The organism is Acidobacteriota bacterium (assembly GCA_016713675.1).
Taxonomy (GTDB): domain Bacteria; phylum Acidobacteriota; class Blastocatellia; order Pyrinomonadales; family Pyrinomonadaceae; genus OLB17.
Genome location: JADJOS010000001.1, coordinates 1,788,755 through 1,801,939 on the forward strand (window position 1 = coordinate 1,788,755; position 13,185 = coordinate 1,801,939).

The following is a 13,185-nucleotide window of genomic DNA, read 5'->3' on the forward strand; positions in this document are numbered from 1 at the left end:
CTGGAGCCGCAAGCATCCTTGCTTGCGGTGCAGGTCTTTTTGGGCAAGCAGGGATGCTTGCCGCTCCAGTCAGTGACACCTTGCGTGCGATAGCTTAAATAATTCCGCCATTTCTCCGTCAAATTGTCCCGCATCGGTGACGACCATCATGTGCGAGATCCGCGGCATTGGGCCGGTGAGTTTGGCTTTTTCGACGTTGTCGTCAAACGGCCGGTCGCCGAGGTCTAGGCCGATACGGAGTTCGGCTTTCTTAATGTTTACCGCTCCGAATTCACGGTTCTCCAGCACCGAGACATAAGTCTTTTTCGGCAAGAAGGTCGCGTCAGGAAAGTTCCTCGCGATGAACGCGACAAATGCGTCATACAGCGGACGCATCTCGGCGGCCTTGGCAAACTGATTCTCGAGCAGATCGTCGGTGCTCGCGTAAACGGGTTTGCCGCCGTTTGCGTGAATACCGGCGAGCAACGAAGCGTGCATGTGCTGAAACTTGTGTTCAGATTTTAGCCATGCGATCACTTCGTTTCGTTTTTTGCTCTGAAATCCGTCGATTATCTTCAGCCAAGCGGCCAGATCCTTGCCCGTCGAGCCTTTCAGCCCATCCATAAATTCCTTTTCAAATTCGCCTGATGTTTTCTGTGCCATAGTCTCCTTAGAGTCCGTAGCCCGGACGTAAGTAAGGGCTCAACTCGCCGTAAAATCAACTCGAACCCGGGACGAAAAAATTGACCTCCCGAGAATTGAGATCACACAAACTTGAGCCCTTACTCACGTGCGTGCTACTGACCTTCCTACCTCCAAATTCCTAGAATAAATCCAATTACCGCGAAATAGACGGTAACATAACCGCAATTGATCTCCATATATTTCCATGACCTCTGCTCGAACAGTGCGATGATAATAAACATACCAAGTACCCAGATCGACGTCAGTAGACCGACCGCCACACCCCATTGCCAGGTCGTACCCGAAGCTCCGAGGAAGAAGGCGAGATTGTAAGACATTATCCACGCAAGCAAAAATGTCAGGCCGAATGTCATTGCCGGATTGCTCTTTGCAAGTTGTTCGTTCGTCAGGCCGTTTTCCTTTTGCCATAATTTTGCAAATAGGAGAGGTGACCACCAAAGCCCGCCGATAACAAGACTCATGACCGCACAAACAAAGACTGCAATATGATTGATATAAATATTTTCCATAGCATGGCGATGATAGGCCGCGCCGAAGGCTGTGTATTGGAAAAAATTTACCTACCCGACTGGAATATAGTTTTGATAGTTTGTGTGGATCTTAGCGTATTTCTCCGGAGTGAAGCCCGAGAAATGTTTGAAATCGTTAATGAAATGTGACTGATCGTAAAAGCCGCATTCGAGCGAGATGCGGCTCCAATCGATATTTGTGGAGGCATCGATCGTTTTAACAGCTTTCTGAAAACGCATTATCTTCAAATAGGATTTTGGCGTCACGCCGACTTGGCGACGAAACATTTCGGCAAAGTGCTTCTTCGAATAGCCGATCTTTTCGTTCATACGCGCTATGTTCAACGCGTCGGGCCGCTCGGTCATTTCACCGATCGCGAACGCAACACAAGGGTTTACCTCCATCTGCGAGCGAAACTCCTTGATCAGAAAGTCCTCGACGATCCGAAAGCGTAAATTGATATCTCTCGTACCGAGTAAACGCTCACGCAACGATCCGAAATCCGTACCCCAGACCAGATCGGCATCTATGACACTGTCGGCGATCTCCTGCATCGGAAACGGAAAGAAAGAGGCTGCCATGCCTTTTTTGAACGAGATGACCATCATCTCAGATTTATTGCCGGCCGGAATTGTTATCGGCTCGGTCCGCAGTCCCGATGCCCAGACGTGATGACAAGCCTGTATCTCCAACAAGCTTGTGTTGTCGTAAATGAATTGAGGAGTGTCGTGAAAATCGATCAGGATCTCGGTATCGCCGTTTGGAAGAAAGCGGTCGAAATTGTGAGCAAAGCTCACATCGTTAAAATAGACAATCATCTCGACAAACTGATCAAGCGGAAATCCGGGAATGTGGAACTGATAGATCATCGGACTCGCAACGCCCGGTTCGCGAGCGTTTTAGTGTTTTAGCACACCTGCGAGCGAAGCGCCAAGATTCTCGAGGATATGTTTAGTTTTTTCATCGATCATCTCAACGCCGTCACCATCAAATTTTTGTCCGACAAATGCGACCGCAACCTCAGCCGGCAGTACGTGGACACCCATTATTGAAAGAACACCGCGAAGATGTGCGAGGCAGCGGATACCGCCGAACTGGCCCGGCGAGGCAGTTATCAGAGCAGCCGTTTTGCCTTTGATCGGGCCGTACATCCCGTATTTACCGTTGGCACGTGAAAGCCAGTCGATCGCATTTTTGAATCCGCCGGGAATCCCGCCGTTATATTCAGGGGACGAGATGAGAAAGCCGTCGTGATCGTTGAATACGTCCTGTAACCGCAATGCGTTTTCATCAAACGCACCGTTAGCTTGTATATCCGCGTCGTAGATCGGAAGCGGGAAATCGCGCAGATCGATTACAGTGACGTCGGCACCCGCCTCACGGGCACCATTGGCAGCGATATTTAGGACGCGTTTGTTGTATGAATGTTCGCGAAAGCTACCCGCGACGGCTAGTATTTTTGACATATTTTTAGCAAAGGTCGTCGCGTTCGATCTGTGAAATCTTATCGACGCGCGGTGCATGTCGGCCGCCTTCGAAATCAGTGGTGAAAAAGGCCTTTACTATATTGGCCATTTCTTCTTTTGAGGCGAACCGCGCCGGAAGAGCAAGCACATTCGCATTATTATGCTGGCGAGCGAGCCTGGCAATATCTTCGTTCCAAGCGACCGCTGCACGGACGCCTTTCACCTTATTGGCGGAAATCGCCATGCCGGTGCCCGAGCCGCACATCAACAGGCCTTGATCGACGTCACCATTCGCGACGGCTTCGGCCACCTTACGGGCAAAATCGGGATAGTCGACCGAGGCGGACGACATTGTACCGACATCGACAAATTCGATCCCGAGAGCTTCGAGTGTGGGCTTGATGCTCTCTTTTTCTTCAAAACCTGCGTGGTCGGCACCGATGGCGATTTTCATAATGTTTAGTTGATCGAAGCTAAATTCTAGCCGTAATTCGCAAATCGGGCAAAAATCGCGCGATTGTTTTCGACTGGGCAACTAATAATTTGTGCAAGAACTCATAGTTTGAAACGTTCATAAGCCACAGTTTGGGGAAAAGACTATGAAAATTTCAAAATTAGCGTTGATCTTGGTGCTCTGCCTGTCGTTTACGGCTCTTACTTTTGCTGCAACGGCAGAGGAATTGGCGGCGAATGCGGTCTCGAATGACAAAGACCTGGCGACCGCTTCCATCACGGAACTTCGCGAAATGGGCCGCGTCGGGCTGGATGCACTTTTTACAAAATACGCAGCCGAGATCGACCGTTTCAAGACGACTGGAGAAGTGGACGAGCAATGGCTGCGTATCTCGGCGGCACTCGATAACGTTTCGATGCAGAAGGACGATTATGCCTCGCAGCTCTTTTGGTACACAGATATCGAAGAAGCAAAACGGGTCGCAGACAAACAGAACAAACCGATATTGAGTCTTCGCCTGCTGGGCAACCTCAACGAGGAATTCAGTTGTGCTAACAGCCGCCTGTTTAGGGCGTTGCTTTACCCGAACGCGGAGGTCTCAAAGTACCTTCGTGATAACTATATTCTGCATTGGCGATCGATACGTCCGGCACCGCGCGTGACGATCGATTTTGGCGACGGACGCAAGATCGAACGAACGATAACAGGTAATTCGATCCACTATATTGTGGATGAGGACGGCACGATAATCGACGCTTTGCCGGGACTTTATAGTCCGCGGGCGTTTCTCAAGTATCTTACCGATGGCCGCGAGATATCTAAAATAGCCGGGAATTTCCCAAAAAATGACCGGGCACGAGCCTTTATGCGATACCGCCAGATGAACTTTGACCAGATCAAGCAAAAACGCGACAAAGCGGTCGGATATGCAAAGGTCGAACTCAAAGAAACACCAGCGGACAATTCGGGCCTCGTGCTTGCAGCACCAAGTGCACTTTCGGCGGCCCCGATCGCGACGGCAAAAATGGTCGTGACAGACGAATATTCGATTTTACGGGTATATGATGATTTCGCTAAATTTGAACCTGCGGTGACCTTTACCGACTGGGACAAACTCGCGAAACTGTATTCACCGGTACTCAAGATCGACGACAACAGCCGTGCTTTCATTCGCCGGCAAAATGCAAAGACAGGGCTGACAGAAAGCGAATTCAAGGGTTTGCTCGCAAAACTAGAAAGCTTCGTCGCACTCGACACGACGCGGAATGATTTTCTCTACCACACCAAGATCTATGAGTGGCTAAACGCAAATCGGGGTACCGAAGCATTGGAAACCTTCAATGATCGCGTCTATACCGATATATTCAAGACGCCGGGCTCGGACAAATGGCTCGGGCTGTATTCGTCCGATGTCTACACGGCTCTTGATGGCAATGGCATAATTAATAGATGAAAGCCAAATAAATAAGAAGTTAGAATTTGTTTTTTGAAGCTGTCCAAGAGGTCTCTTGGGCGGCTTTTTTAATGCGGGAGTTTTTGGGACTTAGGTTCAGCCCGCTCTTTCTTTTTGAAAAGTTTGTTGGAGCGCACCAAAGGGCATATAATCGCAACAGATCTCGCATCTATCGAAAAGATGATAAGAACTTTGGTAAAATCCCTGCTGCTTTTGGCTGCGTTTGCGGTCAATGCATCTGCGCAGGAATTTTTGCCTGAGCTCGTGAAACGCATAAAGCCGTCGGCTGTCGCGATCGAGACGTTTGACGCCAAGGACAATCCGATAGCACGCGGGAGTGGTTTTTTCATTGCTCCGGACCGCGTTATCACAAATCGGCATGTGATCGAGAGATCAAGCCGTGTCGTGATACATCTGCTTGACGGCAAGAAGTTTACGGTCCGCGGCGTGTTGGCCGTCGATGGCGAGGGCGACCTTGCTCTGCTCCAGGTTGATGTTCCGCGGGCCCTCGCAGTGCCGCTGCCGATCGTTCGTGCGGTGCCGCAGGAAGGCGAATCGATCGTTGTCATCGGTAATCCCTTCGGACTCGAAGGCAGTGTTTCCAACGGTATTGTTTCGGCTGTTCGCGAGATCTCAGGTTACGGCAAGATCATTCAAATTACGGCGTCGATATCGCCCGGTTCTTCGGGGTCGCCTGTGGTCAATATGGCCGGCCAAGTCATCGGCGTCGCGACTTTGCAGGCTGCCGAAGGGCAAAATCTGAATTTTGCCGTTCCGGCCGAACGCATCGCTCAGCTAAAGATCACCGAACTCCAAACATTTTCGACGCTTAACTCTGAAGCTGCAAAAAGTAAACGTTCGTCGGCCGAGAGGCTCTATTCGCAAGGTCTGGCTCAGATGTCGCGTGACGATTACGCTCGGGCTGTCCCGTATTTTGAACGAGCCGTCGAAGCAGATCCGAATTATGCGGAGGCGTGGTATCAGGCGGGGTTTTGCTATGGCATTCTGGGGCGTCACGCCGAAGCGTTGAAGGCGTCGCGTACGGCCGCAAAACTCAGGCCGGAATGGGCAGCGACCTATATAAACATTGGTGCATCCAGCTACGCACTTGGGCAATATAAGGATGCCGTCGAAGCCTATCGGCAGGCCGTCAGGCTCGACGAAGACAACGCGGACACACAGTATTCACTGGGCCTTACCTTTGGCAAAATGAATCGTGTCGACGAAGAGATACTTGCCTTTCGCCGTGCGATCGCGATCAAGCCCGATCACGTGAATTCGATCGAAAAACTCGGTCTGGCACTCTATAAACAAAAGCGTTACGGCGATTCTGCGGTCATTTTCGATCAGCTAAAAACATACAAGCCGGATGCCAAAACATACAATTATCTCGGCGAAAGCTACCTCGAAGCGGGCAAACCAGACGAGAGTATTGAGGCACTGAACAGTGCGCTCGGCTACAACCCTGACTTTGACAAAGCCCGTTACAACCTCGGCCGTGCCTATCTAAAACAAGGTAACCGCGACCTCGCTCAGGTCCAATACGAGATACTCAAAAATTCCCGGTCAGACTGGGCAGACAGGCTCTATGTCTTGTTAAATCCCTAACCATTTCTGCGACAATAAAATTACTCCTCTGCGACAGTGTATTTCAGGTCTGCGACAACGATTTTCGCGGTCAGCGACAACGAAAATCGGCCCCAGCGACAATCCGTTTCCTGCTGTGATCTTCGCTATTGGTCAGGCTGATCAACGTAGTCCAAGTTAGCAGTTTGGGTCTAAACGTAGTCTATGTAGTCCGAAATTCGCCCCAACTTTACATTAGGATCAGAAGAAAGATATCTCATCCCGTAATATCATGCTTGCAACAAAGCGATACAGATGATACAATTAAAAGCGATCTTGAGAGGTGACCAAAATGAATAGGAACTGGATCGAATACGAGGATGGGCCGAGACAACCGGAGCCGGAAAACATATACGTTTCGATAAACCGAGTCGGAGACCTGATGTTAAATCGATTTACTTTCGAAGCGTTGGGAAGGCCGGAGGCCGTCAAGCTGATGTATGATCCGGACACGGATGTAATCGGGCTGCGGCCTGTAAGTAGGTTTATGACCAGTGCGTTTCCCCTGCGTAACAAGGGCCGCAGCGATAATAAACGCATCCGAATAAAACCTTTTTGCGAGCGTCACGATATGCGGTTCGACGAAACGGTTCGTTTCCTGCAGGCGGAGATCGAAAACGGGATCCTCGTCCTCGGCCTTCTCAAAACGCGATCGACAACTCGAAAAAAGCGCGGCTCCGGCCGACGGAATTAAAGAAAAGTGCCTCGAGTTTCCGGCTTCGACGAGATCTCTCCCGGAAGATCGAGGCCGCGGCTAGTTGTTTACCGGCGGATCGGTCGGCCCGGCAGGCAAGCCGCCCCTGTCGCAGCAAATACGCTAATTGTTGATCAATATTCTTACGCGGTCGGGCCGGGCGAACGGTTGATCAGGCTGGCGACGAAACCGGCGCCGAATCCGTTGTCGATGTTAACGACAGTGACATTTGACGAGCAGGAATTGAGCATACCGAGCAGTGCGGCGATACCGCCGAAAGATGCACCGTAACCGATGCTGGTCGGGACGCCGATGACGGGCACGGCGACAAGTCCGCCGACGACCGACGGCAGAGCTCCTTCCATACCGGCCGCGACGATGACGACACGGGCATTTTGCAGGATCTCACGCTGTGAGATGATGCGGTGGATGCCGGCGACGCCCGCGTCCCAGATACGTGTGACGCGATTGCCCATCGCTTCGGCGGTGAGTGCTGCTTCTTCGGCGACGGGAATATCGCTGGTTCCGGCGGTGACGACGGCGATCTCGCCGCCTCCGAGCTCGGTCTTGTCGCGCATCACGCGAATAAGTTTCGCACTTTCATGCCACTCGGCGTCGGCGAGAACGTTGCGAATTTCGCCGTAAACATCGGCAGTAGTACGTGTGATCAGCACATTCGGCGAGCGAACGATGAGTTTTTCAAAAATACCTACGACCTGTTCGCGGGTCTTGCCCTGGCCGAAAACTACCTCAGGAAACCCTTGCCGCGTCGCACGTCCGTGGTCGATCTTTGCGTAGCCGACATCTTCGAAGGAAAGGTTCTTGATCTGTTCGGCGGCCGAGTCGGCAGTTACATTTCCGCTCGAAACCGCGTCGAGGATCGATCTAATATCGTCAATATTCATCTGTTTAGAATCTACAACAAACCCGCAGGCGAATAAATGTCAATGGGCCGAAAGGAACGAAAGCTTTCGAATTTTGTAAACAGAGGCTAATATCAAACATATGGAATTAACGGTCGCGATCACGGGTGCTTCGGGCACGATATATGCGCATCGGACGCTGCAATTGCTGGCCGCGAGCGGGGTGGTCGAGACGATAAATCTGATAATATCGGGAACGGCCGCCGTAGTTGCTCAGGTCGAAACCGGGGCGAATCTTCGCGATATAAATACAGCGAAGATCAATGAATGGCTAGGCCTGAGTGCAGACTCAAAGTTAATAAGATATTGGCGGCTCGACAATTTTGCAGCGAAACCGTCATCGGGATCGAATAAACAAGCAGGAATGATAATCGTGCCGTGTTCGATGGGTACGCTCGGTGCGATCGCATCGGGTGCGGGGACTAATCTGATCCATCGTGCTGCAGATGTTTGCCTCAAAGAACGCCGTAAACTCGTCCTCGTGCCGCGTGAGACGCCATACAACGCGATTCATCTTGAGAACATGCTCAGGCTGACAAACGCCGGAGCACAAATTGTGCCGGCGAGCCCTGGCTTCTACCATCGGCCGAAGACAATCGACGAACTCGTCGAGCATTTGTGTTTTCGGATACTGGATCAGTTTGATATTCCGCATTCGAAGAAGAGTGAGTGGACCGGCGAAGAGGTTTAGAGTGCAAGCTTTAGCTTGTCCCAACGCACGATATGTACAAGTGGCGAAAACTCACGAAGGCCCAACAGGAACGCATCCTCCGCGACCGCAAGTTCCATTATCTACCATGGCATCGTCCGCCGCATTTGGATTTTATCGGCTCCTTCACGTTTATCATCACAGCGGCCTGTTTTGAACATCGGCAAATGATCGGGAAAAGTGTCGAGCGGATAGCCGATTTTGAATCGCAACTGCTTGACGCATGCGCAGCAGTGGGAGCAAAAGTATACGCGTGGTGCGTACTCCCAAATCACTATCATCTGCTCGCACGAACCGACCGAATAAAGGAACTTAGGAAGCTACTCGGACAACTTCACGGGCGAACGTCGAGAACTTGGAACCAAGAAGACGGGGAAGTCGGACGCAAGGTATGGTGCAACTATTTTGACCGCGAGATGAAGTCTGACAGACATTATTGGGCTAGTCTCAATTACATCAATAACAACGCGGTTCAGCACGAGTATGTCGAACATTGGCAGGAATGGCCGTACTCTAGCGCGCATATTTATCTGGAAGAATTTGGGCGCGAAGAGGCGGCGAGGATTTGGCGGGATTATCCGGTTTTGGATTATGGTAAGGGATGGGACGTTTATTAGTTTAGCTCAAGTTCGTGGATGATCGCGTTGGGACAAGCTGAAGCTTGCACTCTGAACCTATGACAGATACCGTCGAGAGATTTTCAAATCGTGTTGAGAATTACGTTAAATACCGGCCCGATTATCCGCGTGAGATAGTGGCGTATCTGGAGGCGAACTGCGGTTTGACCCGTGAGTCGGTAGTGGCGGATGTCGGATGCGGAACGGGCATTTCGTGCCGGATGTTTTTGGAGAACGGCAACCGTGTTTTTGGTGTCGAACCGAACGCCGCGATGCGAGCAGCGGCGGTACGACAGCTTGCCGAATTTCCTTGGTTCATTGCCATTGACGGCACTTCAGAAGCGACGACGTTAGACAACGCTTCGGTTGATCTGGTCGTCGCGGCACAGGCGTTTCATTGGTTCGATCCTGACTGGACTCGTCCCGAATTTAGACGAATTCTCAAGCCGGGCGGGTACATTGTACTCATCTGGAACGAACGCCAACTCGACGCGACGCCGTTTCTGGTCGAGTACGAGGCGTTTCTACTCAGGTACGCAAATGACTATGGAAATGTCCGTCATGAAAATATTGCGGACGCAGAGCTTCGCGGATTTTTTCAACAAGATTACGGTTCGGCGATATTTCAGAATGAGCAGGTCTTCGATTTTGACGGTATAAAGGGCCGAATGCTGTCTTCATCATATATGCCGAGCGAAACCGCCGACGTATTTCCCGCGATGATCGCCGAACTAGAAGCCCTATTTGCGAAACACGCCGAAAACGGTAAAATAAAGGTTTCGTACGACACGCGAGTGTATTTTTCCCAGATCTAGAGTATGCCATTATCAGCAGGAACATCTCCCGAAACACGCACCATCACAGTAGCGCATTCGCCCGATTCGGACGACGCGTTCATGTTCTATGGACTCGCTACCAACAAACTCGAGACCGACGGTTTGAAATTTGAGCACACGCTCAAAGATATCCAATCGCTCAACGAAGACGCCAAAAACGGCGTGTTTGACGTGACGGCGATCTCGTTTCACGCGTATGCGTATGTTGCCGACAAATATGCTCTGCTGCCGCACGGTGCGAGCATCGGCGACAAATACGGCCCGATCGTTGTGTCGAAAGAGCCGCGTTCGGCGGACGAGATCGGTTCGATGAAGATCGCCATTCCGGGCGAACTGACAAGCGCGTTTCTCGCTCTTCGGATCTTCAATCCCGATTTTGAATACGTCGTTTATCCATTCGACGAGATCATCGAAGCGGTGCAGAAAGACAAGGTTGACGCGGGCCTGCTCATTCACGAAGGTCAGCTATTCTACAACCAAATGGGTCTTAACAAGGTGCTCGACCTCGGCGAATGGTGGTTTGACAAGACCGGACTTCCGCTGCCGATGGGCGGCAATGTTATCCGCCGCGACCTCGGCAAGGACCTGATGAAACAGGTCTCGAAACACCTGCACGCGAGCATCGTATATTCGATGGAAAACCGTGAGGACGCACTCGCCTATGCGATGCAGTTTGCCCGTGATATGCAGCCGGAACTTGCAGACCGCTTCGTCGCGATGTGGGTCAACGACCTCACGCTCGACTACGGCGACCGCGGCCGCGAAGCTGTAAAACGCCTCATGGCCGAGGGCCACAAAAAGGGCATTATCCCGCACAAGGTCAAGATCGATTTCGTAGATTAATTAGGGCTAAATGATATTTAGGAAAAAGGGTGTGCCCGGCACGCCTTTTTTGCGCGTAAAAATACTTTGCAGTTCGAGAGTTTTGGTATAGACTGTTGCCGAAAGCAAAGTAAAAATCAGCAGAAATGGAGGCCCTATGTTTAGGATTTGCGGCATTGTCTTTGGTCTGGTCTTGATCGTCGGTTCAAGTGCGTCGGTTTTTGGAGCAACGTATACGGTCACAAAGACCGCCGACACGTCCGACGGCACTTGCGACTCCGATTGCAGTTTGCGCGAGGCCGTGGTGGCCGCAAACGCTACCATCGATAACGACATTGTGGCGTTTTCTGCCCTTTTCAACGCGCCGCAAACCATCACGCTCGGCGGCACGGAGATCGTTTTTGCAAACAACGGGACGCTGACGATCACTGGCCCCGGAGCCGACAAATTGACGATCAGTGGTAACAACGCGAGCCGAATCTTTGCGAGCGGAGCGAATGTAGTGGTCAATATCAACAATTTGAGATTTACAGGCGGGAACGGTGTTGGAGCGACAAATACGGGCCGCGGCGGAGCTATATACAACGTCGGCGGTACGATGGTCGTCTCAAATTCGATCATCACCGGAAACTCGGCGGCAAACGGCGGAGCATTCAATAATGCGGCATCGTCCGGTCCGGCCGTTCCCGCAAACCTGACGATCATCAATTGTGTTGTGAGCAACAACTCCTCGACATCTTCGGGCGGAGCGATGCAAAATTTCTCGACCAGCTTCCTGAATGTAATCAATTCGACCATTTCGGGAAATACCTCCAACCTGGCCGGCCTTGCCGGCGGCGGGATCCAGGCGAACGGAACCGTGACAATTACGAACTCTACGATCTCGGGCAACAACGCTCCGGCCGGAACGGGCGGCGGCGGGATCATTTTTAATGGTGTCGGATTGACGCTGAATAACGTGACGATATCGGGCAACACGGCAGCGAACGGTGCAGGCGGGCTTCACAAATCGACCGCGACGCTGAACGCCAACGTCCGCAACACTATCATCTCAGGAAACAGCGGTGCGGCCGCAAATCCTGATGCTCTTGGTGCTTTCAATTCGCAGGGTAACAATATTATCGGCGTAGTTGGAACTTCGACCGGATGGGTCGCGTCCGATCTGCAGAATGTGAATCCGCTTCTCGGCCCGCTGGGATCTCACGGAGGTATTGGCCAGACCTATCCACTGCTGACCACATCGCCGGCACTTAACGCCGGGCAAAACTGCGTAACTGACCTATCGTGTGCCATCGGCAATCCACCGGCAGCCATCACGACCGACCAGCGAGGTGCCGCCAGGCCGTTCGGGGGAACGGTAGATATCGGTGCGTTTGAAAATTCGACCGCGTATATTGCCGAATTACCGTCGGCAAAGCTAAACCAGCCTTACACCTACGGGCTGACTCAGAATGTTGGAGCATTTGCTTACACGCAAATGGGCGGAGCACCGCCGAATGGCGTTACCGTGAACACCGGAGGAGTGGTCGCGTCAATAGCCGGAACGCCGACTCAGAGCGGAACGTTCGATTTCGGTGTAAACCTGACCAACGGTGCAAATTCCGCATTGGTCAACTATCGACTTGTTGTCACATCGAATGCAGTAAACGCAAGCGTCGGCGGCCGTGTGCTTCGTGCGGATGGCAGCGGCATCAAGGGAGTATTGGTCACGATCGCAGATATGGGCGGAAACCAGCGAAGGATATTGACCAGTTCGTTCGGCTATTATAGTTTCGACAATCTCAATATTGGCGAGACCTACACAGTCACCGTCAATAGCAAGTCATTCACGTTCGTACCGAGTTCTCAGGTTGTTTTGGTCAATGACAACATAAGTAATTTGAACTTCACGGCTCAGCCCTAATAGAGGCTGGCGGATAATTGAACAAAACGCGCGGAATCTATCGTGGGTTCCGCGCGTTTTATTTTGGCGATACCAAAAAATATCACTTTATGATTGCAATCATTTTGTGTGCCTCGAATCGGCCGTAAAGTAGGAACAACCGAGGTTAATAGAATATGAAACACATCAAATTAATAAAAGATCCAATTCACGACAGAAATGCCGACGATGCTAAGGACAAGACCGTCGAACAACTCTATGATGGAACGTTTCGAAGATTGGTCGAGGTAAGGCTTCGAAACAATGCCGTGCTCGCGAGACATCATGCCGATGTGCCGATCACGGTTTACTGCATTTCGGGCAAAGGAGTATTTGCGGCGGGATCGGAGCTCGACGAGTTTCAGGAACTGCGTCCGGGAACATTACTTACACTTGAGGCCGGTATCGAGCATGAAGTAGTCGCCGATCCCGAGGTGCACATTTTGGTTACGAAATTTAAGGCGAATTGA

General features: G+C 51.5%; 15 protein-coding genes. 9 read left to right on the plus strand and 6 right to left on the minus strand.

The genetic code is table 11. From position 1 onward, the window contains the following. Window positions 1-69: 69 nt before the first annotated feature. From IPK01_08155 to rpiB, 5 genes are all read right to left on the minus strand, one after another. Window positions 70-642, minus strand: a complete 573-nt coding sequence (locus tag IPK01_08155; protein MBK7933465.1) for a DUF4287 domain-containing protein — start codon at window positions 640-642, stop codon at window positions 70-72. A 146-nt stretch (window positions 643-788) separates the two neighbouring features. Then, on the minus strand, window positions 789-1,193 hold the full coding sequence (locus tag IPK01_08160) for a DUF1761 domain-containing protein (protein MBK7933466.1): 405 nt from the start codon (window positions 1,191-1,193) through the stop codon (window positions 789-791). Between the two features lie 51 nt (window positions 1,194-1,244). Continuing rightward, window positions 1,245-2,063: a helix-turn-helix transcriptional regulator gene (locus tag IPK01_08165; GenBank protein ID MBK7933467.1), complete on the minus strand. Its 819-nt coding sequence runs from the start codon at window positions 2,061-2,063 to the stop codon at window positions 1,245-1,247. A 30-nt stretch (window positions 2,064-2,093) separates the two neighbouring features. After that, window positions 2,094-2,660: an NAD(P)H-dependent oxidoreductase gene (locus tag IPK01_08170; GenBank protein MBK7933468.1), complete on the minus strand. Its 567-nt coding sequence runs from the start codon at window positions 2,658-2,660 to the stop codon at window positions 2,094-2,096. A gap of 4 nt (window positions 2,661-2,664) precedes the next feature. Next, complete coding sequence (gene rpiB / locus IPK01_08175; protein ID MBK7933469.1) at window positions 2,665-3,114, minus strand: ribose 5-phosphate isomerase B; 450 nt, start codon at window positions 3,112-3,114, stop codon at window positions 2,665-2,667. 145 nt (window positions 3,115-3,259) lie between these two features. Between rpiB and IPK01_08180 the strand changes: the two genes are divergently transcribed. The 3 genes from IPK01_08180 (at window position 3,260) to IPK01_08190 (ending at window position 6,887) form a co-directional block, all read left to right on the plus strand. After that, window positions 3,260-4,567 carry a hypothetical protein gene (locus IPK01_08180; GenBank protein ID MBK7933470.1) on the plus strand — a complete coding sequence of 436 codons (1,308 nt, stop codon included), beginning with the start codon at window positions 3,260-3,262 and terminating at the stop codon, window positions 4,565-4,567. A gap of 180 nt (window positions 4,568-4,747) precedes the next feature. Continuing rightward, window positions 4,748-6,175 carry a tetratricopeptide repeat protein gene (locus IPK01_08185; protein MBK7933471.1) on the plus strand — a complete coding sequence of 476 codons (1,428 nt, stop codon included), beginning with the start codon at window positions 4,748-4,750 and terminating at the stop codon, window positions 6,173-6,175. A 310-nt stretch (window positions 6,176-6,485) separates the two neighbouring features. After that, window positions 6,486-6,887, plus strand: a complete 402-nt coding sequence (locus IPK01_08190; protein MBK7933472.1) for a hypothetical protein — start codon at window positions 6,486-6,488, stop codon at window positions 6,885-6,887. Window positions 6,888-7,030: 143 nt separating this feature from the next. Here IPK01_08190 and larB read toward each other — a convergent pair whose 3' ends face one another. After that, complete coding sequence (gene larB, locus IPK01_08195) at window positions 7,031-7,792, minus strand: nickel pincer cofactor biosynthesis protein LarB (GenBank protein MBK7933473.1); 762 nt, start codon at window positions 7,790-7,792, stop codon at window positions 7,031-7,033. A gap of 100 nt (window positions 7,793-7,892) precedes the next feature. Here larB and IPK01_08200 point away from each other — a divergent pair, with 100 nt between their 5' ends. The 6 genes from IPK01_08200 (at window position 7,893) to IPK01_08225 (ending at window position 13,185) form a co-directional block, all read left to right on the plus strand. Beyond that, window positions 7,893-8,501: a UbiX family flavin prenyltransferase gene (locus IPK01_08200; GenBank protein ID MBK7933474.1), complete on the plus strand. Its 609-nt coding sequence runs from the start codon at window positions 7,893-7,895 to the stop codon at window positions 8,499-8,501. Window positions 8,502-8,533: 32 nt separating this feature from the next. Next, window positions 8,534-9,136, plus strand: a complete 603-nt coding sequence (locus IPK01_08205) for a transposase (GenBank protein ID MBK7933475.1) — start codon at window positions 8,534-8,536, stop codon at window positions 9,134-9,136. Between the two features lie 59 nt (window positions 9,137-9,195). Beyond that, window positions 9,196-9,951: a methyltransferase domain-containing protein gene (locus IPK01_08210; protein ID MBK7933476.1), complete on the plus strand. Its 756-nt coding sequence runs from the start codon at window positions 9,196-9,198 to the stop codon at window positions 9,949-9,951. Window positions 9,952-9,954: 3 nt separating this feature from the next. After that, the gene (locus tag IPK01_08215) at window positions 9,955-10,815 is read left to right on the plus strand and encodes an ABC transporter substrate-binding protein (GenBank protein ID MBK7933477.1); all 861 of its coding nucleotides are present in this window, start codon (window positions 9,955-9,957) and stop codon (window positions 10,813-10,815) included. Window positions 10,816-10,951: 136 nt separating this feature from the next. Beyond that, complete coding sequence (locus tag IPK01_08220; protein MBK7933478.1) at window positions 10,952-12,697, plus strand: CSLREA domain-containing protein; 1,746 nt, start codon at window positions 10,952-10,954, stop codon at window positions 12,695-12,697. 155 nt (window positions 12,698-12,852) lie between these two features. Beyond that, on the plus strand, window positions 12,853-13,185 hold the full coding sequence (locus IPK01_08225; GenBank protein ID MBK7933479.1) for a hypothetical protein: 333 nt from the start codon (window positions 12,853-12,855) through the stop codon (window positions 13,183-13,185).

Coding starts and splice junctions, on each gene's coding strand:
- IPK01_08155 (MBK7933465.1), bottom strand. CDS start 642: ATGGCACAGAAAACATCAGGCGAATTTGAAAAGGAATTTATGGATGGG.
- IPK01_08160 (MBK7933466.1), bottom strand. CDS start 1,193: ATGGAAAATATTTATATCAATCATATTGCAGTCTTTGTTTGTGCGGTC.
- IPK01_08165 (MBK7933467.1), bottom strand. CDS start 2,063: ATGATCTATCAGTTCCACATTCCCGGATTTCCGCTTGATCAGTTTGTC.
- IPK01_08170 (MBK7933468.1), bottom strand. CDS start 2,660: ATGTCAAAAATACTAGCCGTCGCGGGTAGCTTTCGCGAACATTCATAC.
- rpiB (MBK7933469.1), bottom strand. CDS start 3,114: ATGAAAATCGCCATCGGTGCCGACCACGCAGGTTTTGAAGAAAAAGAG.
- IPK01_08180 (MBK7933470.1), top strand. CDS start 3,260: ATGAAAATTTCAAAATTAGCGTTGATCTTGGTGCTCTGCCTGTCGTTT.
- IPK01_08185 (MBK7933471.1), top strand. CDS start 4,748: ATGATAAGAACTTTGGTAAAATCCCTGCTGCTTTTGGCTGCGTTTGCG.
- IPK01_08190 (MBK7933472.1), top strand. CDS start 6,486: ATGAATAGGAACTGGATCGAATACGAGGATGGGCCGAGACAACCGGAG.
- larB (MBK7933473.1), bottom strand. CDS start 7,792: ATGAATATTGACGATATTAGATCGATCCTCGACGCGGTTTCGAGCGGA.
- IPK01_08200 (MBK7933474.1), top strand. CDS start 7,893: ATGGAATTAACGGTCGCGATCACGGGTGCTTCGGGCACGATATATGCG.
- IPK01_08205 (MBK7933475.1), top strand. CDS start 8,534: ATGTACAAGTGGCGAAAACTCACGAAGGCCCAACAGGAACGCATCCTC.
- IPK01_08210 (MBK7933476.1), top strand. CDS start 9,196: ATGACAGATACCGTCGAGAGATTTTCAAATCGTGTTGAGAATTACGTT.
- IPK01_08215 (MBK7933477.1), top strand. CDS start 9,955: ATGCCATTATCAGCAGGAACATCTCCCGAAACACGCACCATCACAGTA.
- IPK01_08220 (MBK7933478.1), top strand. CDS start 10,952: ATGTTTAGGATTTGCGGCATTGTCTTTGGTCTGGTCTTGATCGTCGGT.
- IPK01_08225 (MBK7933479.1), top strand. CDS start 12,853: ATGAAACACATCAAATTAATAAAAGATCCAATTCACGACAGAAATGCC.